Source organism: Thiothrix nivea DSM 5205 (genome assembly GCF_000260135.1).
Lineage (GTDB): Bacteria > Pseudomonadota > Gammaproteobacteria > Thiotrichales > Thiotrichaceae > Thiothrix > Thiothrix nivea.
In genome coordinates this window covers 4,359,468-4,379,887 of record NZ_JH651384.1, presented here as the reverse complement: position 1 = coordinate 4,379,887, position 20,420 = coordinate 4,359,468, and the positions used below count along the sequence as shown (strand labels likewise).

Genomic DNA, 20,420 nt, shown 5'->3' with positions numbered 1-20,420 from the left:
CGGTTCACAGCCCCGAAGTGCCAAAATGAAACTAAAATGCGAATTCTGCAAAATCTGGTTACCCCTGACCCTCATTCTTGTCGCCGGTTTTTACATTGCCTGGCAGTTTGTCCCTCCAGCGGCTTCCGATAACCTGCGCATCGCCACCGGCAGCGAAGGCGATGCCTATTACCAGTACGCGCAGGAATATCAGCAAGCGCTGAAAAAAGAAGGTGTCAACCTGGAAATCCAGACCACGGCCGGATCGGTCGAGGCCCTGCAATTGCTGCGTGACGGCAAAGTGGATGCCGCTTTCATCCAAGGTGGTGTCGGCGGCCACAAGATCCCGGCAGAAGAAGGGCTGCATTCCGTCGCCAGCCTGTTTTACGAACCCTTGTGGGTATTCATGCACAAGGACGCCAACGGCAAAACCGCCTGCAACCTTCAGGAACTGCAAGGCAAGCGGCTGGCGGTCGGCCCGGAAGGCAGCGGCACCCGCGCCCTGGCCATGCGCCTGCTATGTGACAATGGCATTAAACGTGACAATACCGAACTATCCGGCATCAGCAGTGAAGACGCCATCAGCAAACTGGAAGCGGGCGAAATCGACGCAGCCTTTTTCGTTTCCTCCCCCAAGTCCGAGGGGATTACCAGACTGACGGAAAACCCCGCCATCAAGATCATGAATTTCCAGCGCCATGCTGACGCCTACACCCGTCACTACCGCTTCCTGGACGCCTTGAACCTGGGGGAAGGCGCACTCAACCTGCAAGCCAATGTGCCCGATAAGGAAAAAACCCTGCTGGCCACCACCGCAGCACTGGTAGTCGGCCCCGAGGTGCATTCGGATAATGTGCGCCTACTTACCCGCGAAGCCTTGCGCATCCATCACAAGGCAGGGCTGCTGGAAAAAGCCTGGCAATTCCCGTCCCGCGACCACTTGGAAATCCCCATCCACCCTGATGCCGAGCAGTACCTGAAAAACGGCCCCTCTTTTCTGGAGAAATACCTGCCATTTTCCGTCGCTGCACGCCTCGATCAGCTTAAGATCATGCTGATCCCCCTGCTGACGCTGCTGCTGCCGCTGGCCAAAGGCGTGATGCCTCTTTACAAGTGGCGCATCCGCTCACGCACCTACCGCTGGTACAAGGATATCAATCAGGTGGATCGTGAGCTTGAAAATTACGACTTGCCGCAAACACAGCAAGCGATCGGCAACATGCACAAACTACACAACGAACTGGCGCAGGAAGTTTCAGTGCCACTTTCGCACATGTCGGAATTCTACTCGCTGCGCCTACATACTGATCATATCCTTAACCGCTTGCAGGAAAGGAAAACGAACCTGCAAGACCCTGAACCCGCGACCGACACACCGGCCACAGAACAAACCATCGACTCCGTAGCAGAAAACGAACCACAAGAAAAAACAACAGCGGCAGCAAGCGATGCCGGTACCGTAACGGAAAATCAAACCGAGGAAACGGTAGCAACAAGTGATGCCGATACCCCTCAGGCCGAAGAAACGGCAAGCAATGACGAACCTGCTCCCGATAATACAGAAGCCAGACCTGACACAACCGGGGAAACAGCAGACTCCCCGGAAACAGGCGGCAAAACCTGGGCGGCCACCAAAACCATCAGGGACATGGCGTCCAGGTTGCATCTGCCGCACAATCTCAGCCTGTCCGCTTTGAAAACATCCCCAAACAAAACGGAAAACAGCAGCGGTCACACCAACAATGCTTCAGACAAAAAGATTGGCCATCTCTTCAAGAACATGGCGGCGAAAATTCAGCTACCAAAAAACTGGAACTTACCCTTGTCAACACAATCCGCTGTTGAAAAAGAAGCAGAGGAGCAACGCGTCAAAGCCGAACAGGAAGCTGCATTACGCGCCCAGGAAGCAGAAAGGCTGGCGGCAATCGCCACGCGACACAAACAGGCCAACAAGCTGGTATACAAACATGTTGCCACCGGCATGACGCTCAGCGCCGTTCCTGTCCCGATACTGGATGTCGCCGCCCTGACCAGTACGCAACTTAACCTGCTACACAAGCTCAGTGAACACTACGGTGTCGATTTCAACCGCAAACGGGGCAAATCGATCCTGCTTTCGATGTTGGGCGGCTCCATACCCGCCACCACGGTCATGGGACTAAGCAGCCTGAGCAAAGCCATTCCGGGCATCGGTACGCTAGGTGGCGGGGCAAGTGTCGCCGCACTTTCCGGCGCAGTCATCTACGCCACCGGCAAAGTGTTCATCAAGCATTTTGAAAAAGGGGGAACGCTGGAAGATCTCGACAGCAAGCAACAACGAGAGAATTTTCGGGTTGCTTTCAGGGAAGGTTTGAGAAGCAACGAAGAATAACTGCTGGAGCAGCCAACCTGACTGCCCCGGCAGCAATGAGGCCGTTATGCCTTGGCGGCAACTGCTTCTTTAACGTCTTCAGCCTTTTCGATAACTTCTTCAGCAGTGGACTCGACAACCTTACCGGCTACCTCAGTTGTATCCTCAGACTTCTTCTTGAAAGAAGCCATGAAAGAGTTTGCGCCTTCTTTCAGTTTGTTGCCGGTTTCACTCAGCCACTGCTTGGCAGGCTCGTCTTTATAAACATAAGTGGTGGCTGCGCCAACCGCAGCGCCTACAACAAAATTTAATGGGAACATCTCGTTACTCCTTTGTAAAAAACACTATTATCATACAACTTAACAAAAGAATGAATTGTTAAGAATTGTTAAGCGGCATCCTTATGTTCCGCTACCCAGGCAGCAATCATATTATTTACGGTAGTAAACTCCTCGAACAGATCATGCTGGATTACTGTGATATTGTCGCCATCCCTGACCTGATATAACAGGGCTTCCAACCGGGGGGAACCATACAAACGCACGGAACTGATGGCCTTGTGGGCACAATGCGCGGCACTTTCCCAATCGCCGGATAACAGGGCATCGCGCAATTGCTGTTCCCACTGACGCACAAAAGGCTGCGAATATTCGAGTAGCTGGATGGTTTCTTCGACACCGAAACGAGCAACCAGCGTGTCCAGCGAAGCTGTAATCTGAGACATTTTCTTATCCAGTCTAAAGTTTTCAGTCAGACAGATACAGGCAGTAGCCTTTACCACGCACGGTACGGATATAAGAGGGTCTGGAGGGAATATCCTCGATTTTTTTCCTGAGCCGGTTGATATGCGTGTCGATAGTGCGGTTGGGCGGCGCATAATTGATACCCAACGTCTGCCGCATGAGCTCGTCACGGCTAAGCGGAATACCGGCATTGATGTAAAACAGTTGCAGAAGCTTGCATTCCAGCCCTGTCAGAACAGCCTGTTTCCGGCCATGCTTGCTCACATGCCTTTCGGACGTGTCAATCACCGTATCACCGATTTGCAGCACCTGTTTTACGTCCGCAGTTTTTGTTTTCAGCAAACGCCCAACCCGCAACAGCAACTCACGTTCATGAAAAGGTTTGATCAGATAATCTTTGGCTCCGGCTTCCAACCCCTGCACCCGCTCATCAGGCTGATCCTTGACCGACATAATAAGCACCGGAACGCCCGGGTAGTACTGTTGCAACCATTTGAGCCAATAAATGCCATCCTTGCCGGGCAACAGGATATCCAGCACCACCATATGGATGCAGTTGCGCTCCATAAGTCTGGGAATACGCTCCCCACTGAACAGTGTCTCAACCTCATATCCTTCGTGTTGCAGACTTTTCTGCAGGAAGTTGCACAAAACTTCATTGTCTTCGACAATCAAAAGACGCTTTCTGGAAACATTTGCTGCCACATCCATGCCTTGAACATTCTCTTCTTCATTAATATTGTTCAAAATTTTACAACCATTTTACGCTTCGTATTTCATAGTATAGGCACACTACCAGCAGGCATGAGCACAAAGATTCTTATCCCTCTGATAACGAAGGACTACGAAAAACCTGACCATTCATTTTGCCGTAAGGTTACCATTGACGAGCATCAGACCTCAAACGATTTGATTAATTAATCAAACTTATCGACTGCTTTCGACTCCTTGCCCCACCGGTAAATAGCCCGTTCCAGTGCCTCGACTTCAAACGGCTTGGTCAGGTAATCATCCATCCCCGCCGCCAGACAACGTTCACGCTCGCCAACAACGGCATGAGCCGTCAGCGCAATGACCAGCAAATCAGCGAAACGGGGATCGGCGCGAATACGGCGGGTGGTTTCGTAGCCATCCATGCCTGGCATGCTGACATCCATGAACACCAGATCGAACGGTTGCCGCTCCAGCAACTGCAAGGTGGCCTCACCACTGCCAGCCACCTCGACCTCCACACCCAAAGAAGCAATCAGCTTACCGCCAAAAAAGCGGTTCATTTCCTCGTCATCCACCAGCAAGACACGGAAGCCTTCCAGTGAAACCGGGTGATCCTGCAATACCATTTCTTTATCAGACTCTGGGGTAAGCGCCTGCAACGGGAATGTTAGCCTGAAGAAAAAGCGGCTGCCCTGCCCTTCCTGGCTGCTGACTTCCAGCTCCCCACCCATTCGCCGCACCAGTTTCTGACTGATCACCAGCCCCAGCCCGGAACCGCCGTACTTGCGCGCTGTGCTGCTATCCAGTTGTGAAAAAGGCTTGAACAGTTTCAGCTGTTGCTCCGTCGACATACCGATGCCGGTATCACGTACTTCGAATAACAAGCCGGCATTGTCCGCCGTTACCTCCTGGGGCGTGACCGTCAGGCTAACCTCGCCCTGCGGAGTAAATTTGATGGCGTTGCCCAACAGGTTCAGCAGCACTTGCTGCAAACGGGTCGGGTCACCCTGCAATTGTTTTTTCAACGGATGAAATCGGTTATCCAGCACTAAAAGCAGCTTTTTATCCCTGGCCTGTTCCCCCAGCAACTGCTTCACCTGCTGCACAACTTTTTCCAGCCGGAAAGGAATATCTTCCATTTCCAGCAACTGGCTATCCAGCCGCGCCAAATCCAGAATCTCGTTGATCAGCGACAACATATGCCGTGACGACGTATTCAGACGCGACACATACTCCTTCTGGGATGCAGATAACGGAGTCTGTTGCAACAGGCTCCCGGCATTCACCACGGCGGTCATGGGCGTGCGCAACTCATGGCTCATGGTTGTCAGGAATTCATCTTTGGCTTTGTTGGTCGCGGCAATGCGTTCAGCTTGTTCGCCTTTCATCCGCACCTGTTCCGCCTGAGTGAGCGACAGCATCACCAAGGCCAGCAGCAGGATGAAATACATCCCGTCCGTCAGCATCGGCACATCGCCAATCAACCCGACGCCACGCAGCAGGGTTGGAATGAAACCGAACAACACCAGCAAAATCCCGGCCCGCAACATGAAGGAAAAACGGAATCCCTGGCGGTAACGTATAACTACTACCGCCATAAACGGCCCCACCAACAGTAAAGCCACACCTCCAGCAAAAACTGCGCCGTACCCCACCAGCCATTGCAATGGAATCAACAACAGGCTGACCCGGAAAACCACCCGAAAAAAACGGTGAAAACCCGGCAGGTATTCACTCAACTCAAGCCAGTTGCTGGCCAGGCTGATACTCGCCGCCAACGCCATCAGACCGAAAGCGGAACCTGCCCCGCCCAGGTATTGCCGGAAAAAACCAAAGTAATACCAGACGCCGGAATGGTTCCCCATTTCCAGCACAAACCCCAGAATAAAAACCGACAGAGCCAGAAAGCTCCGGTCACGCAAATGCAGGAAATACAACAGGTTATAAACCGTCAATGTCAGCAACCCGCCAATGACGAAACTGTACAGCGGGTACATGAGCATAACTTCAAGCAACATTTGCCCGGACGAACGCAAACGCGGCTCAATGACCAATGGCGTATGCCGGTCTTCCACCCGGAAATACAACCGGTAAGAGCCATCCGCCGGTAGCGATAAGCCATACTGGATCGTGCGTGAATGGGGTAATAAATGCTGTAACACGAACGACCCGGCGCGCCCGGTTCCCACATAAACGTCCACTTTGCGGGATAAAGAACCCGACATCGTAAAATACCAGTCTTTCTGATCGGAGCGGTTATCGATATCCACCCGAAACCAATAGGCCGAATGCGTCAGGCGCAGATCCAGTTTACCGTTTACCGCGTTCACCGGCTGGAAGGCGTCTCCCGCCTCAAGCACATCGCCAAGCGTTAATTGCCTGCCGGGGTCTTGCATGACTTCGGCATGATGCAGCAAATGCAGCGGCTCCTGGGCACTTGCCGTTTCATCAGTCAGAATCAGGGCGTTGCCTGGCGATTCGGCGAAACTGATCATTGGCAACAACAGCATAACCAGCAAAAAAACCACACCTCCGGGCTGTGAAATATATGACATGGGCTTGATCACCTTCGGAAAATGAGCATAAAAAGTGACAAATAACGACTGAACATTATTTTTTCATGTCACTTTTGGGTAGTTTCCACCATTGCATAAAAACCACTAAAATCCTGCTAAAATTGATATCAAACAAGTGTAGAAGGAAAAACACATGAGGGAGTCGTCTCTGGTTCAAGGATTAACCATCCTGCCTTTATTGCCGTTTATTTCAACCGTTTCAGCCGAAACTGAAACCTTTTCAGACCTAAAGCCTGGCGGCGTCAGCGTGGAATGGTACCAGCATGAGCTGGATATGAAAGTGACCGGCATAGAAACCAATGTACCCGGCATTACGGATGAACTGGTGAGTTCCGTCAAGGGGCAACTCAAAAGCACTGACGATGCCGAACTGATTAACCTGAAGCTGGATTATCAGTTGCGCCCCTACCTGAATGTGTATGGCGCGGTCGGCAAGATCACAGGTTCCAGCCGGGTGGATTTTTCCGGGCTGGGCGTCGGCATTTCCGATCTGGTGGTTGATAATAAGGGCACCGCTTATACCGCAGGAGCCATTCTGGCCGGGCAATACGGCCGCTTGCTGCCATCACTACACTTCACCCACAGCCAAATTAATCTGGACGGCAATAGTGAAGACATCACCATCAATGCTTTGATACCCGCAGTGGGTTGGCAGACAGATTACGGTATCTTGAGCACCAGCCTCGTCTATCAGGCAATTGATGCTGCTTACTCGGGTAACGTCGCCGCCCCTATCGTGGGTGAGGTGCCTGTTACGGTCAAAACGGAAAATAACGACGATGTACAAATTATGGCGGGCTGGGCTACCCGACTGGCGGAAGACCTGTACCTGAACGCCAATGTCGGCCTGAACGGGCAAAAGCAATTCCAGCTTCAGGTCAACAAACGATTTTAGGCGCTCGTCATGCTACGCAACCTGTTCATTATCTTGCTGCTATTCCTGCCGCTATTTGGCCACACCAATGAAACAGCCTGGCTGTTGAAGCGGGAAGAAAGTGGAATCCGGATATATCAGCAATCCACTGATTCCGGTTATGCGCTTACACGGGGGGAAGTGGAAATACCTGCATCACTGGATGCATTGCTAGCCGTTATGCGCGACCCAGCTGCCTGCCCACAGTGGGTATACGCCTGCAAGCAAAGCACTTTGGTGCAGCAATATGACCCGGCGCAACGGCTGGACTATACCGTAATTGATTCACCACTCTGGTTTGCCGACCGGGATATGTATATTCATTCCAGCGCCAGTTTCGACCGCCAGTCCAAAACTTTCAGGGTTCAACTGACCGGCAAGGAAAATTACGCAGAAACCCGAGCCGGACGTGTGCGCATTAACCATCTGTATGGGTCGTGGAAGCTACAGCAGACAGAAGCCAACAAAACCTCACTCAGTTACCAGATCCACGGTAATCCGCAATTGCCTGCTTCGTCACTACTGGATGCCTACATGGTGGAGTCGGTTTTTCAAACCCTTAGGAACCTTGGCCCTCTTGCACAAGAAACCCGCCCCCAAAAAGCCTGGGTTCCTGAGCTTCACTGAGGGAACAGGTATCGGCAATGACACCGGCAAGGCTGGACAAGATAGCGGGATGCCGGTTGGCAAACGCTATCAGCGCGTGGGAACTACCCGGGACTTCCACTATGCGGCGTTCCCGGGCAACGCCAGCCTGGCTGTACAGCCGGGTCGCTATTTCAGGTGGAATCATTTGATCCTGACTGGCGGTCACAATGGAGACTTTACCCTGGAAACCTTGCATCACCTCCCACACATCCGTCTGCTTCCAATGTTTGGGTGCATCCGGCGCGTCCTGGTTAAACACCTCGCATAATGTAGTCTCATAAACCTCGGGAGAATACAAGGCCGGTGTGATCAAAACCAGATTGGACACCGAGTCTTCCGGAACCACCTTGAGCGCCGTATAAGCGCCCATACCCACACCCACGATACTGAAAGGCTGGCAATCGAAGCAGGCATCCACCATGTCCAGCGCCTGAGCAGTGCATTCCTGCAAGGTTGAGCAGCCCCATTTACCTCCGGTGCTGCCATGCCCAATGAAATCAAAGGCACAGGAAGACAGGCCATACTGACTCAACAATAACTGGCGCAGCACATTGAATACAGTACGGTCTTCAGAACGGTCAGCCCCATGTAAAAAAAGAACGGCGGGCGGATAATCAACCTTGTCAGGCGGGCGTAACATGTCTCCATGCAGATAGACCTGCTCAAATTCAATAAAAAAGGGTTCCGGTTGGAACAAATTGTCAGCCATTGCCATGTCATGAATACCCTAAACTTTATGCAGAAGCAGCGCTTCGCTAGCCTGATGCCAAATCGCTACCTGATCTATCTCTCCAGCTTACTTTTGATTTGGATTTTGCCTTCTTCCAATTGTTCCCTGAAAAACGTCCGCCAGTGCTTGGCGTCAAAATTCCGGAAAGTTCCGCCAGCTTCAAAATGCCGGATAAAAACCTGACCCGTAGCATAAGTCATGGCGCCCGACAATACCGTCATGCTGATCCCGCCGCCGAGTGTACCAATTCCGGGGATAAGCTTGGCAAAACTGCTCAGACTCACCACCGTTACCACCGGTACAGAGCCGCCGATTAACGAAGCCAGGACAGCTTTACCGACTTTTTCATCAAAATCCACACCGTAGTGTCTACTAAGACTACGCAGCAAATTCACCTGGGTTCCAGTCAAGGCCGCGATATCAAACAACGGAGCCGGTAACAAACCCAATGCCATCCCTGCAATAATGTGGGTTTTCACCACGCCTTGGGCAACCATATGCTTGTTTTGCAGCGAAGTTGCAGCCAGCTTGATTTCCACCTCCTGCAACCGGGTGGTAAGTTCGTCAATCAGTGCTGCCTGCTCGTGCGCACCGGTAACTTGCTGTCCATTTTCCATTAGCTGCCTCCGAAGCGCCTCAATCGTTTGGTCTTGCGCCTGAGTCTGTGCAGTTTTTGCTTTTATAACCTGCTCAGTTTTCTGCAGCTTCAGGCTCAATTCGTCGATCAAGCGCGACTGTTGGTTTAAACTGATCAACTCCAGCTCTTTCTGCTGCAACCTGACCACCAATGCCTCAATCTTTTCAGCTTGCTCCTTAACCTGCTGTGAAAGCGTAGGTTTTTTTCGCCGTACAGCGGAGTCTTCAGCGGACACTGTGGGGGACTTGTTTTTTTCATCCGACATGGAAAAACCTCTGACAGAATCTAAAATACAAGAGCAATTATCGCACGTCACAAAAAAATTACGGAAGCAATCGCAACATTTCTTAACATTTCTATTGCTGGACAAACGACGCAGGCTAACCCTAAATTTGCCCAGCTCCTGCTGAATTCAATATTCTCCAGCATGATGCCGATATGGATAGCCGAAACCCAAGCCCCCATCATCAAACTCTGGTCTAATATAGAACTTACGCATCAACGAAACAGCCCAATTTGTATCAGAAATGATATTTTACGTCAGTCCTAAATACTTTGCTGCCTAATGCCATGTTTAATCCACAATATGTGGCATCAAGGGTTCCGCAACCAATCCGCCACTTGCTTGGCGTAATAGGTTAAAATGCCATCCGCGCCCGCACGTTTCATGCCCAGCAGGGCTTCCAGTACGCAGGCTTTTTCATTGATCCAGCCATTCATACCCGCCGCTTTCAACATCGCGTATTCGCCGCTGACGTGGTAGACGTAGGTCGGAGCCTTGAATTCATCCTTGATGCGGCGCACGATGTCGAGGTAGGGCATCCCTGGCTTGACCATCACCATATCCGCACCTTCCTGCAAATCGAGCGCGACTTCCCTCAAGGCTTCGTCGGAATTGGCCGGATCCATCTGGTAGCTATATTTGTTACCACCCTTGAGATTAGCGGCAGAGCCAACTGCATCGCGGAACGGGCCATAAAAACTGGAGGCATATTTGGCAGAATACGCGAGGATGCGCGTGCCCACATGCCCATGTTGTTCCAGCACATCACGGATTTCGCCGATACGCCCGTCCATCATGTCGGAAGGGGCAACCACATCAGCGCCCGCTTCGGCGTGCGACAGCGCCTGTTTGACCAGCGCATGAACAGTTTCATCGTTGAGGATGTAACCATTTTCATCCATCAGCCCATCCTGCCCGTGAGAGGTGAACGGGTCGAGCGCCACATCGGTAATCACGCCCACTTCCGGCACAGCAGCCTTCAACGCCCGCACCGCACGCTGGGCAAGACCATCCGGGTTCCAGGCTTCTTCCGCCTTGTCGGATTTGGCTTCCTGCGGGGTAACGGGGAACAGTGCCATGGCCGGAATACCCAGTTTTGCCGCTGCTTCCGCCTCTTGTACCAACAGGTCAATGCTGACGCGCTCCACACCCGGCATGGAGGGGATGGCTTCGCGCGTATTTGCGCCCTCCAGTACGAAAACGGGCCAGATCAGATCGTTGGCAGTCAGCACATTTTCACGCATCAAACGGCGGGAGAAATCATCACGGCGCATACGGCGCATACGGGTGTAGGGGTACATTCCGGGGAAATGGGACATCGCAAAAGCCTGTCAGTGGTCAAAAGATGCTGTATTTTGCCCGTTTAAATCCTGAATGCCAACCGCTGCGTCCAGCAGCAGGCAGGCGTCGGCACGTACCACGCGGGCAATTGGCAAGTCTGCGCCAGCTTGCCAGGCAGACATGGCCTCCGTCTTGCCTGCGCCTGTCACCAGCACCAACTGCTGATGGCAATTTTGCAGGGCAATCTCTGTCAGGCTGACGCGATCGGGTGGGGGTTTGGGGGCATTGTGGACAGCAATGGTTAGGGGGGATAAAGATGGACGTATACCATACACCCCTAAACCCTCATCCCCCGGAAACAAACTCGCCGTATGCCCATCCTCCCCCATTCCCAACATCACCAGATCAAACGGTAACTTATCGACAATGGTTTGCACATACGCCTGCGCCGCCGCTTCCGCTCCCAGTTCCGCCGGAATCGGGTAACGGTGCGGGGTGGGCAAGGTAAGTTGTGAATTGCGTTCAGGATCATCGACCGGCAAGCAGCGCTCATCCCCCCAGTATAATTCCCACTTGTCCCAATCCTGTGGCGTTTGTGCCAGCAGTGCATACGCCTGCTTGGGCGTGCCGCCACCTGCCATCACCAACCGGAACACACCGCGTTCGCGGATGGCCGCCTGTGCCGCTGCCATGATCAAATCACATGCCCGCTGCGCTACTGCTTCGGGAGATGCCAGCACCTCAGTATCTACAGGTAACATCATTATTCATCACCATTACAGGACAGCGAATGCCGCCATGCCCGGTCAGAACCCTCGAAAATCTTCTCCGCCGCTTTCGGCCCCCAGCCACCAGCGGGGTATTGCAGTGGCAGTTGCTCATCTTCCCCCCAGCGCTGCATCACCGGGTCAACCACATTCCACGCGGCCTTCACCTCGTCGTAGCGCAGGAACAGTGAGCGGTCGCCCTTGATCACGTCCAGCAGCAGTTCCTCGTAGGCTTCGGCCTTGCGTTCGCCGGGGTGGCCGACCGAGGCATCCATCACAATCTGGCGGGTGCGCATTTCCAGCCCCGGCACTTTGGCGGAAACTTCCATGCGCACCGCGTCTTCCGGCTGGATACCGATCAGCAGCCAATTGGGATGCGGCTGGGAAATACCGCTACCATGGAACAATTGCATGGGCGGACGCCGGAACCTGACCGCCACCATCGAGCGGCGTTCCTTCAGGCGTTTGCCGGTGCGCAGGTAAAATGGCACACCCTTCCAGCGCCAGTTGTCGATGTACAGCTTCATGGCGGCGTAAGATTCGGTATGGCTACCCGGTGCAACACCCTCTTCCTGCAAGTAGCCGGGAACGGCCTGCCCGCTGATTTCCCCGGCGGCGTACTGGCCACGGATAGCGTGGGTAGCCAGCTGCTCCAGATCAACCGGGCGGATGGATTGCAGCACCTTGACTTTTTCATCACGCAGCGATTCGGATTGCAGGGACACCGGCGGCTCCATCGCCAGCAGCGCCATCACTTGCAGCAGATGGCTCTGGATCATGTCGCGCACCGCCCCGCCACTTTTGTCGTAGTAGTTGGCGCGCCCTTCCACGCCGAGGGTTTCGGCATGGGTAATCTGGATGTGGTCGATGTGGTGACGGTTCCACAACGGCTCCAGGATCAGGTTGGCGAAACGCAGCACCAGCAGGTTTTGCACAGCCTCCTTGCCGACGTAGTGGTCAATGCGGTAAATCTGCTCTTCCTTGAGGTGGTCACTCAAGCTGTGCTGCAAGGCACGGGCGGATTCGAGGTTATGGCCGAACGGCTTTTCGATTACCATGCGCCGCCAGCCGTGGGTTTCATCCAACAAATTGGCGGCGGCCAGACCTTCGGTGACTTCCACATACAAATCCGGGCTGACTGACAGGTAGAAAATGACGTTGTTGGCGCATTCGCCATCATTGCTGATCCACTTGCCCAACGCCTGATAGAAACCTGCGTCCTTGAGGCTACCGGAGAGGTAATCCAGCCGCTGGATGAAGCTCGCCAGACAGGGGCTTTCGGCCATGCCCGCTTCGACAAACTGCTTGCGGACTTCTTCCTGCCAACTGTCGCGGGTGTAGGGGGTGCGCCCGCAACCGAGGATTTCCACATCCTCCGCCATCTGCCCCATGCAATGGAGTTGGTACAACGCTGGCAGCAGTTTAGTGGCGGCAAGATTACCGGTCGCGCCAAAAATCACGTAGGCGTGGGAAATGCCACCGCAGCTCATGACGTTTGCTCCTCGGAACCGTCACCGCTCCAGTGGGTGTGGAATGCGAGTGTCGGGTCGCGGTCGGTACGCTGGTAGGTATGTGCCCCGAAGTAGTCGCGTTGCGCTTGCAGAATGTTGGCGGAACCCTCCGCGCACCGGTAGCCGTCGTAGAATGACAGCGCGGAAAACAACGCAGGCGCAGGCACACCCTGCATCACCGCCAGCGCCACGGTCTTGCGCCAACCTGCTTCGGCCTGTTTCATCTCCCCGACAAAGAACGGGTCTTGCAGCAGGTTTTGCGGCACTGGCTCACGCTCAAAGCTGGCCTTGATGTCACCGAGGAAACGGCTGCGGATGATACAGCCCGCCCGCCACAGCAGGGCAATATCACCATAAGCCAGATTCCAGCCGTACTCCTGCGCCGCAGTCTGCATCAGCATGAAGCCTTGCGCGTAGGACACCAGTTTGGATGCATACAGTGCGTCGTGGATAGCGTCGAGGTATGCCTGATGCTGCTCAGCCGGTACGGGTTCAGCCGATCCACCCAACAGTTTAGCGGCATTCACACGCTCATCCTTGCGGGCGGAAAGCATCCGCGCATGAACGGCTTCAGTAATCAGGGTAAGGGGGACTGTGTGTTCCAGCGCATCCTGCGCCGTCCACAGGCCAGTGCCTTTCTGCCCGGCACGGTCGAGGATTTTTGTCACCAATGGACTGCCATCCACATCCTTGTGGCGCAGGATTTCGCTGGTGATTTCGACCAGGTAGGATTCCAGCTTGCCCTTGTTCCATGCGGCGAAAGTATCCGCCATCGCGTCGAAATCCATTCCCAGCGCGTGTTGCATCAGGTGGCAGGCTTCCGCGATCAGTTGCATGTCGCCGTATTCGATACCGTTGTGCACCATCTTGACGTAGTGGCCGGAACCGCCTTCGCCCAGCCATTGGCAGCAGGCTTCGCCATCCACCTGCGCGGCAGCTTTCTGGAACATGGTGCGGATGTCAGGCCATGCGTCCACATTGCCGCCGGGCATCATGGAGGGGCCGTGGCGCGCGCCCTCTTCCCCGCCGGAAATGCCCATGCCGACGAAGCGGATGCCCTTTTCGGTCAGCTCCTGCCAGCGGCGGTTGGTATCCTTGTAGTTGGAATTGCCGCCGTCGATGATGATGTCGCCGGGGCTGAGCAGCGGCAGCAACTGGCCGATTACGGCGTCCACCGCGCGGCCTGCGGTGATCATCAGCAGCACGGTGCGCGGGCTGCCCAGCTGGTTGACGAATTCCTCCAGCGTTTCTGCGGAACGGATTTCGCGGCCTTGCGCGTGTTCACGCATGAATTGGTCGGTAAGGGAATACGTGCGGTTATAAACGCTCAGTGAGAAGCCTTTGTCGCTCAGGTTCAGCGCCAGATTGGAACCCATGACGCCAAGGCCGATTACGCCGATTTGTGTGGTGTCCATGCCTACCTCGTTTTGATGTTGGTTTGGGGCGTTTGGTACAGCCAAGGATAGCAGATGTTGTGGAACGCAGGCAGTTTACCGTGTAACCAGGTTACAACATCCCCATCCTGTCAATGAATATTCACGCTTTCATTGACTTGCTGACTCGCATTAGCCAGTAAACCGGCGTACAGTAAGCCCTATAAAAAAGAGGGATAACATCATGACGACCAACAACCCCCGTTTTGTCAGCCTGCTGACCCGCGATACGCTAGCGCTGGTACTGGCCGGTGGGCGTGGCTCACGCCTGTACGAACTGACTGACCGCCGCGCCAAACCGGCTGTCTACTTTGGCGGCAAATTCCGCATCATCGACTTTCCGCTCTCCAATTGCGTTAATTCCGGCATCCGCCGCATTGGCGTGCTGACCCAGTACAAGGCGCATTCCCTGATCCGCCATCTGGTGCATGGCTGGTCGAATTTCCGTTCCGAACTCGGCGAATTCGTGGAAGTGCTGCCCGCCTCGCAACGTACCACCGGCAACTGGTACGCAGGCACCGCCGACGCCATCTACCAGAACCTCGACATTGTGGAAACCTTGCGCCCCAAGTACGTCATGGTGTTGGCAGGCGACCACATTTACAAAATGGATTATGGCGAAATGCTCGCCTACCATGCCGAAAAAGGCGCAGATATGACCGTAGCCTGCGTCGGCGTACCACTAGAAGACGCCAAGGGTTTCGGCGTCATGACCGTCAATGATAGCCACCGGGTAACCGCTTTTGATGAGAAACCCGCCAACCCGCAACCGATGCCAGGGTCAAGCGACACTGCGCTGGCATCAATGGGCAACTACATTTTCAATACCGATTTCCTGTTCGATCAATTGCACAAGGATGCCGCCAACCCCGAATCCAGCCGTGACTTTGGCAAAGACATCATCCCCTCCATCATTGCCAACCACAAAGTGTATGCCTACCCGTTTCGTGACCCAACAACCGGCAAACAACCCTACTGGCGCGATGTCGGCACCATCGACGCCTTCTGGGAAGCCAATATGGAACTGGTATCCGTTGACCCGGAACTGAACCTGTACGATGAAACCTGGCCGATCCTCACCTACCACCGCCAGTTGCCGTCAGCCAAATTTGTGTTCCAGGATCCGGGGCGCGAAGGCAAGGCGCTGGATTCGGTGGTATCGGCAGGCTGCGTGATTTCCGGGGCTGCCGTGATCAATTCGTTGCTGTTTTCCAACGTCAAGGTGCATTCCTACAGCGAAGTCAGGGAGTCGGTATTGTTGCCGGAGGTGCAAGTCGGGCGGCATTGCCGCATTACCCGCGCCGTGATCGACCGGGGCTGCCAGTTGCCGGAAGGCACGGTGATCGGTGAAGACCGGGAAGCGGATGCGCAACGTTTCCGCGTTACCTCTAAAGGCATCACCTTGGTGACACCAGAGATGCTCGGCCAGAAAGGCTCCGCCAGCGTAGGATAAACGGGGCATTCCAGTAGACTGGCGGTCGGGGAAAAATGGCAATAGGGGGCAATCCCGCGTAGAGTGGTTCCAATAATAATGACGCCTACCGGAGGAAAGCCCATGAAACCACCGTCGCTGCCGTCACTGAGGGTTCCACGCGCCCGCGCTTTCAGCGCAACCCCTGTCATCCTGCTATTGCTGGGTATGACGGCATGGTCATCCTGGTATACCGTGCCCAGCGATTCCGTCGCAGTGCTGCAACGCTTCGGCAAATACCAATCGGAAGTACAGCCGGGGCTGCATTTCAAGATTCCGTTCGGCGTGGATGTCGCCACCATCCTGCCCGTCAAGCGCCAGCTCAAGCAGGAATTCGGCTTTTACACTGAAGGCGCGACCAATCCTGACCAGTATTCCAACACACCAGCAGAAGAATCCCCCATGGTCACGGGTGACCTGAATGCCGCGCTGGTGGAATGGGTCGTGCAATACCGCATCGCCGAACCGGTCAAATACCTGTTTGCCGTGCGGGAACCAGGCGCAACCTTGCGCGATGTATCCGAATCTGTCATGCGTGAAGTGGTCGGTGACCGCACCGTGGATGAAGTCATCACCATCGGGCGGCAGGAAATCGAAGCTGAAGCGCTGGCGAGGATGCAGCAACTCGCCACCCGCTACACCATGGGCGTCAGCATCGACCAGGTGCAGCTGAAAAATATTAACCCCCCCGCCCCGGTGCAGGACTCGTTCAACGAAGTCAATCAGGCGCAACAGGAAAAGGAACGTCTGATCAACGAAGCCCGCCGCGACTACAACCGCGTCATCCCGCTGGCAGAAGGTGAAAAAGACCAGCGCATCCGTGAAGCTGAGGGCTACCGCCTCAAGCGCATCAACGAAGCCGAGGGTGACGTGGCGCGCTTCAACGCCGTATTCGCCCAGTACCAGAAAGCCCCGCAAGTCACCCAACGCCGTTTGTATCTGGAAACCCTGCAACAGGTCATGCCCGCCGTCAAAAACAAGGTGGTGGTGGACGAAAACATGCAAGGCATTTTGCCACTGCTGAACCTTGACCCGAAAAAAGCCGCCAACAAACAGAAAAACCAACAGGAGGCGCAACCATGAACCGTTTACTGTTAATCCCGGCCGCGCTGCTGGCTTTCCTGCTGTTCAATGCCTTCTATACCGTGGGCGAAGCCCAGCAGGTCATCATTACCCAGTTCGGCAAACCGGTGGGTGAGCCTGTCACCGAAGCCGGGCTGAAAATGAAACTGCCCTTCATCCAGGAGGTGAACCGCATCGATAAACGCATCCTGGAGTGGGATGGCAACCCCTCCGACATGCCGACCAAGGACAAACTCTACATCTCGGTCGACCTGTTCGCCCGCTGGCGCATCACCGAACCGCTACAATACTTCCTGCGCCTGCGTGATGAGCGCAGTGCCCTGTCTCGGCTGGATGACATCCTCGGCAGCGAAACCCGCAACGCCGTCGCCAAGCACGAGCTGATCGAAATCATCCGCACCACCAAAGACCGCATTCCGCTGCAAGACCCGACCCTGGGCGAAGGCGCGGATGCTACCGGCAACCAACCCGGCGGCAATGCGGTCGGCGTCCTCGTCCCGATCCGTAAAGGGCGTGAACAGGTCGAGCAGGAAATCTTCAAGGCCGCCGCCGACAAAGTGCAGGTGTTCGGTATCGAGCTGCTCGACATCCGCTTCAAGCGCATCAACTACAACGCCAGCGTACAACCGAAAATCTTTGAACGCATGATCAGTGAGCGCCGCCAGATCGCCGAGCGTTTCCGTTCCGAAGGCAATGGTGAAGCTGCCCGCATCCGTGGCAACATGACCCGCGACCTGAACAAAATTCAGTCCGAAGCCTACCGCAAAGTGGAAGAAATCCGTGGTGAAGGCGATGCCAAGGCAGCAGAAATTTACGCCAGTGCCTATAACCAAAGCCCGGCATCCGCGAAGTTTTACGAATTCACCCGCACGATGGATGCTTACCAATCCATCGTTACGGATGACTCAACCCTGGTGCTATCAACCGACAGCGATCTGTTTAGGTTCCTGAAACAAGCAGACGTTTCACCTGCCGCGCAGCCTTGATCCCGCCAGTCTTGAGGGCATCGAGGTGCGGCTTGCTGCCAACCGGGGCGGGATCAAACCCAAACCGGCGGCGCAACATGCCGTTCAGCTTGTAGAGGCGGGCAATCCGGTCTGATTCTTCGGAATGGAAGGTAATACTGAAAGAAACCGAGACCTCCTTGCCGTTCTGTACCCAGTGAGGCGAATTGACCGGCACAAACAGGCCATCCCCCACCTTCAGCACGAAGGTATCGGCCCATGGCTGGAATTCGTCGCGGAATAGCTGGTTACGGTGGCTGTTGGTGTCAACGTATTTGTCCTCAATCGCTGGCTCGGGCAGGATAATGCGATTATTCCGGTCAAACTGGTGCATAGTCTTTTCCCCCCGGATTTGCAGCAGGAAGTTATGTTCCGGATCGAAGTGGAAAGGTGTCACCATGCCAGGGGATGTCACAAAAATAAACGCCGACCGGTGGTGGAACCCGCCCAGTTTCCGCGACGCATACGGGTAAACCTCATCCAGACAAGCATCCAACAGCGCCTTGTAAACTGGGTCGCGCTCAACATGTTTCAGCACCAGCCATGAGCGGCAATGTTCAATTTGCTGGATGGTTTCATCCACACTCAGTCCATTGCGCGGCGTGCGGGTCGGATCCTGACCCGGCTCCAGGGTTCCCGTATTGTATTCGACGCAATCAGCCGGCAACTGGCGGCTCAACTCCAGCAGATGCGGTAACTCAAAGGCGGGCAGCCTGGCCAGATTATGGCGGAGGGTGAAACCATAATCAGGGAAGTTTTCGTCAAACTGATCCTCCCGAATATCCAGATAGTTCATGCCTGTGTTCCTTTATAGTAGTGATAGGCGGTCTTCACCAGATGCATGGTGTGAAGTAGTGGTTTGCTTAGTATGCGGTGGGTGCTGACATGAAAGTTCGTCATCCTGCGCCGCCCAACCCACAAATGGTTGATCATCGGGTGGTTGGGGATAGCGCAGGAATCCATCCACCCGAGGTGGGCATCATCCAGCGTGCTGTAGATGTTTTCCAATTCCAGTAACACGCCGGGGGAATAGGCGGCAAAGCGTTCGTCGTAGGCGATTTTCAGGGCATAACTGCCCTCGGTGGCACTCGCCAGGTTGAGTTTGATGGCAATGGGTTCACCATCCAGCAGCAATTTCAGCATCATCAACTGGCCACGCTCAGCAGCGTTGCGGATCAGGTTTTCAGCAAATGTCCGTTCGCCGTGGCTACAGGCCATCGCGGTCTGTGAACGCCCCTTCCACCCAGCCTGCTCCATGTGCAGGAAATCCGCCATCCATTGGGTCAGGTTACTGCCCTGCCCCGGCAGCAGTGCTTCAAGCTCAAGATCACCTAAATCCTCCAGCCGTCGCCGCAGACGACTGTACTCTTTCAGCTTCTTTTTGCGCTGGTGGTTTGCCAAATACTCCTCCCCGGAACTGCCCCCGCTCAGCAAGGCACGTTCCCAGGTATCGTGTTCATTCAGCAAACCGCCTTGGCTACGGGTGAAACCGCGCAAATGTTTGGCAAACACCCCATCCGCTGGAATCTTGTTGAACGAAAACGCCATGGCACCGGAATACCCGCGCAACCAGCCAAACAGAGCCGCCAAGGTTTCGCTGGCATAATCCCGATGTAGCAGCGGCGTCCCCAGTGGGCAGTGCAAATGCAGCCAGTTCATCCAGTGGCAGGCGGGAAATTTGTGATAGCTGCGTTCTTGCGCCAGCGGGAACAGGCCAGTCAGCAGCGAGTGGGAAGCATCCGCCCACACCAGCAGTACTGCCACCTGCCCGTCTTGCGGAACCAGTTCCTCCAGTGCTGGCATCAGCGCCCAGCTTTCGTAGAAAACATTGGGTTCAAGCGTCTGCCGCGCGAGTGCATCCCAGGCTGGGACAATATCACGCAATTCACGTATAGGGGTTACAAGTTGCGTAATCAAGGTACATACCCGTTTATAGTTCTGATTAGATAAACATATGTGGGTATTGTCCCTGTAACATGCCGCTAGCGATAAGTAGCCGCCCGACAAACGTACCTAAATCGGCGACAACAAAAAAGCGGGCCGCAGCCCGCTTTTTATCAACTTATTACAAGTGGAGAGGAATTAACCTTTCACCCACTCTTTGTAAGCGTCCATGTCTTTTTCCTGGCCAGCAGCATAACCTGCTTCATAGGCTTCGGTCAGACGCTGTTCTTCGCGCATTGGGTTCAGCAGGTAACCACCTTGCCAACCTTGCAAAAACTCAGGGTCAACGCCCGCTTTTTCCATTGCGACTACTGCGTTGTAGTATTCCATATTCATTTGCCATGTCCTCTCTA

The 20,420-nt window shown here is 54.6% G+C and carries 19 protein-coding genes; 6 read left to right on the top strand and 13 right to left on the bottom strand.

The window, feature by feature from the left end:
* The first annotated feature begins 25 nt into the window (after window positions 1-25).
* Window positions 26-2,350, top strand: coding sequence for a TAXI family TRAP transporter solute-binding subunit (locus THINI_RS21780; RefSeq protein WP_002710655.1), 2,325 nt, complete (start codon window positions 26-28; stop codon window positions 2,348-2,350).
* 44 nt (window positions 2,351-2,394) lie between these two features.
* On the opposite strand, the gene THINI_RS21775 is transcribed toward THINI_RS21780, so the two are convergent.
* From THINI_RS21775 to THINI_RS23870, 4 genes are all read right to left on the bottom strand, one after another.
* Window positions 2,395-2,649: a YtxH domain-containing protein gene (locus THINI_RS21775; RefSeq protein WP_002710654.1), complete on the bottom strand. Its 255-nt coding sequence runs from the start codon at window positions 2,647-2,649 to the stop codon at window positions 2,395-2,397.
* Between the two features lie 68 nt (window positions 2,650-2,717).
* Window positions 2,718-3,053 carry a hypothetical protein gene (locus tag THINI_RS21770; RefSeq protein ID WP_002710653.1) on the bottom strand — a complete coding sequence of 112 codons (336 nt, stop codon included), beginning with the start codon at window positions 3,051-3,053 and terminating at the stop codon, window positions 2,718-2,720.
* 22 nt (window positions 3,054-3,075) lie between these two features.
* Entirely contained in the window at window positions 3,076-3,783 is a 708-nt protein-coding gene (locus THINI_RS21765) for a response regulator transcription factor (protein WP_002710652.1), read from the bottom strand.
* A gap of 206 nt (window positions 3,784-3,989) precedes the next feature.
* Window positions 3,990-6,341, bottom strand: a complete 2,352-nt coding sequence (locus THINI_RS23870; protein WP_002710651.1) for a hybrid sensor histidine kinase/response regulator — start codon at window positions 6,339-6,341, stop codon at window positions 3,990-3,992.
* 154 nt (window positions 6,342-6,495) lie between these two features.
* Here THINI_RS23870 and THINI_RS21750 point away from each other — a divergent pair, with 154 nt between their 5' ends.
* Window positions 6,496-7,257, top strand: coding sequence for a hypothetical protein (locus THINI_RS21750; protein WP_002710650.1), 762 nt, complete (start codon window positions 6,496-6,498; stop codon window positions 7,255-7,257).
* Between the two features lie 9 nt (window positions 7,258-7,266).
* A complete protein-coding gene (locus THINI_RS21745; RefSeq protein ID WP_002710649.1) occupies window positions 7,267-7,902 on the top strand; it encodes an SRPBCC family protein in 636 nt (211 codons plus the stop codon).
* Here the strand turns inward: THINI_RS21745 and THINI_RS21740 are convergent.
* From THINI_RS21740 to gnd, 6 genes are all read right to left on the bottom strand, one after another.
* Window positions 7,835-8,638 carry an alpha/beta hydrolase family protein gene (locus tag THINI_RS21740; RefSeq protein ID WP_002710648.1) on the bottom strand — a complete coding sequence of 268 codons (804 nt, stop codon included), beginning with the start codon at window positions 8,636-8,638 and terminating at the stop codon, window positions 7,835-7,837. The genes THINI_RS21745 and THINI_RS21740 overlap by 68 nt on opposite strands.
* A gap of 68 nt (window positions 8,639-8,706) precedes the next feature.
* Window positions 8,707-9,555, bottom strand: a complete 849-nt coding sequence (locus THINI_RS23865) for a YcjF family protein (RefSeq protein WP_002710647.1) — start codon at window positions 9,553-9,555, stop codon at window positions 8,707-8,709.
* Between the two features lie 329 nt (window positions 9,556-9,884).
* A complete protein-coding gene (gene hemB / locus THINI_RS21730) occupies window positions 9,885-10,892 on the bottom strand; it encodes a porphobilinogen synthase (protein ID WP_002710646.1) in 1,008 nt (335 codons plus the stop codon).
* Between the two features lie 12 nt (window positions 10,893-10,904).
* Window positions 10,905-11,618, bottom strand: a complete 714-nt coding sequence (gene pgl, locus THINI_RS21725; protein ID WP_002710645.1) for a 6-phosphogluconolactonase — start codon at window positions 11,616-11,618, stop codon at window positions 10,905-10,907.
* Window positions 11,618-13,111, bottom strand: coding sequence for a glucose-6-phosphate dehydrogenase (gene zwf, locus THINI_RS21720; RefSeq protein ID WP_002710644.1), 1,494 nt, complete (start codon window positions 13,109-13,111; stop codon window positions 11,618-11,620). The genes pgl and zwf overlap by 1 nt, the downstream gene beginning before the upstream one ends.
* Window positions 13,108-14,547, bottom strand: coding sequence for a decarboxylating NADP(+)-dependent phosphogluconate dehydrogenase (gene gnd / locus THINI_RS21715; protein WP_002710643.1), 1,440 nt, complete (start codon window positions 14,545-14,547; stop codon window positions 13,108-13,110). The genes zwf and gnd overlap by 4 nt, the downstream gene beginning before the upstream one ends.
* Window positions 14,548-14,749: 202 nt before the next feature.
* On the opposite strand from gnd, the gene glgC reads away from it, so the two are divergent.
* The 3 genes from glgC to hflC all read left to right on the top strand — a co-directional run bounded on the left by glgC (window position 14,750) and on the right by hflC (window position 18,105).
* The gene (gene glgC / locus THINI_RS21710; protein ID WP_002710642.1) at window positions 14,750-16,018 is read left to right on the top strand and encodes a glucose-1-phosphate adenylyltransferase; all 1,269 of its coding nucleotides are present in this window, start codon (window positions 14,750-14,752) and stop codon (window positions 16,016-16,018) included.
* Between the two features lie 102 nt (window positions 16,019-16,120).
* A complete protein-coding gene (gene hflK, locus THINI_RS21705) occupies window positions 16,121-17,119 on the top strand; it encodes an FtsH protease activity modulator HflK (protein ID WP_002710641.1) in 999 nt (332 codons plus the stop codon).
* The gene (gene hflC / locus THINI_RS21700) at window positions 17,116-18,105 is read left to right on the top strand and encodes a protease modulator HflC (RefSeq protein ID WP_002710640.1); all 990 of its coding nucleotides are present in this window, start codon (window positions 17,116-17,118) and stop codon (window positions 18,103-18,105) included. Before hflK ends, hflC begins: the two co-directional genes overlap by 4 nt.
* Here hflC and THINI_RS21695 read toward each other — a convergent pair.
* From THINI_RS21695 to THINI_RS21685, 3 genes are all read right to left on the bottom strand, one after another.
* Complete coding sequence (locus THINI_RS21695; protein ID WP_002710639.1) at window positions 18,059-18,919, bottom strand: JmjC domain-containing protein; 861 nt, start codon at window positions 18,917-18,919, stop codon at window positions 18,059-18,061. The two genes, hflC and THINI_RS21695, sit on opposite strands and share 47 nt — an antisense overlap.
* Complete coding sequence (locus tag THINI_RS21690) at window positions 18,916-20,040, bottom strand: GNAT family N-acetyltransferase (RefSeq protein ID WP_002710638.1); 1,125 nt, start codon at window positions 20,038-20,040, stop codon at window positions 18,916-18,918. The genes THINI_RS21695 and THINI_RS21690 overlap by 4 nt, the downstream gene beginning before the upstream one ends.
* A 165-nt stretch (window positions 20,041-20,205) precedes the next feature.
* The gene (locus THINI_RS21685) at window positions 20,206-20,403 is read right to left on the bottom strand and encodes an Alvin_2107 family globule sulfur oxidation protein (protein ID WP_002710637.1); all 198 of its coding nucleotides are present in this window, start codon (window positions 20,401-20,403) and stop codon (window positions 20,206-20,208) included.
* Window positions 20,404-20,420 lie beyond the last annotated feature (17 nt).

Bases quoted from the DNA above. Each gene is read 5' to 3' on its own strand.
- hflK (WP_002710641.1), top strand. From the start codon at position 16,121: ATGAAACCACCGTCGCTGCCGTCACTGAGGGTTCCACGCGCCCGCGCT.
- zwf (WP_002710644.1), bottom strand. From the start codon at position 13,111: ATGAGCTGCGGTGGCATTTCCCACGCCTACGTGATTTTTGGCGCGACC.
- gnd (WP_002710643.1), bottom strand. From the start codon at position 14,547: ATGGACACCACACAAATCGGCGTAATCGGCCTTGGCGTCATGGGTTCC.
- glgC (WP_002710642.1), top strand. From the start codon at position 14,750: ATGACGACCAACAACCCCCGTTTTGTCAGCCTGCTGACCCGCGATACG.
- THINI_RS21765 (WP_002710652.1), bottom strand. From the start codon at position 3,783: ATGGATGTGGCAGCAAATGTTTCCAGAAAGCGTCTTTTGATTGTCGAA.
- THINI_RS23870 (WP_002710651.1), bottom strand. From the start codon at position 6,341: ATGTCATATATTTCACAGCCCGGAGGTGTGGTTTTTTTGCTGGTTATG.
- hemB (WP_002710646.1), bottom strand. From the start codon at position 10,892: ATGTCCCATTTCCCCGGAATGTACCCCTACACCCGTATGCGCCGTATG.
- THINI_RS23865 (WP_002710647.1), bottom strand. From the start codon at position 9,555: ATGTCGGATGAAAAAAACAAGTCCCCCACAGTGTCCGCTGAAGACTCC.
- THINI_RS21750 (WP_002710650.1), top strand. From the start codon at position 6,496: ATGAGGGAGTCGTCTCTGGTTCAAGGATTAACCATCCTGCCTTTATTG.
- THINI_RS21775 (WP_002710654.1), bottom strand. From the start codon at position 2,649: ATGTTCCCATTAAATTTTGTTGTAGGCGCTGCGGTTGGCGCAGCCACC.
- pgl (WP_002710645.1), bottom strand. From the start codon at position 11,618: ATGATGTTACCTGTAGATACTGAGGTGCTGGCATCTCCCGAAGCAGTA.
- THINI_RS21685 (WP_002710637.1), bottom strand. From the start codon at position 20,403: ATGAATATGGAATACTACAACGCAGTAGTCGCAATGGAAAAAGCGGGC.
- THINI_RS21770 (WP_002710653.1), bottom strand. From the start codon at position 3,053: ATGTCTCAGATTACAGCTTCGCTGGACACGCTGGTTGCTCGTTTCGGT.
- THINI_RS21780 (WP_002710655.1), top strand. From the start codon at position 26: ATGAAACTAAAATGCGAATTCTGCAAAATCTGGTTACCCCTGACCCTC.
- THINI_RS21740 (WP_002710648.1), bottom strand. From the start codon at position 8,638: ATGGCAATGGCTGACAATTTGTTCCAACCGGAACCCTTTTTTATTGAA.
- hflC (WP_002710640.1), top strand. From the start codon at position 17,116: ATGAACCGTTTACTGTTAATCCCGGCCGCGCTGCTGGCTTTCCTGCTG.
- THINI_RS21695 (WP_002710639.1), bottom strand. From the start codon at position 18,919: ATGAACTATCTGGATATTCGGGAGGATCAGTTTGACGAAAACTTCCCT.
- THINI_RS21745 (WP_002710649.1), top strand. From the start codon at position 7,267: ATGCTACGCAACCTGTTCATTATCTTGCTGCTATTCCTGCCGCTATTT.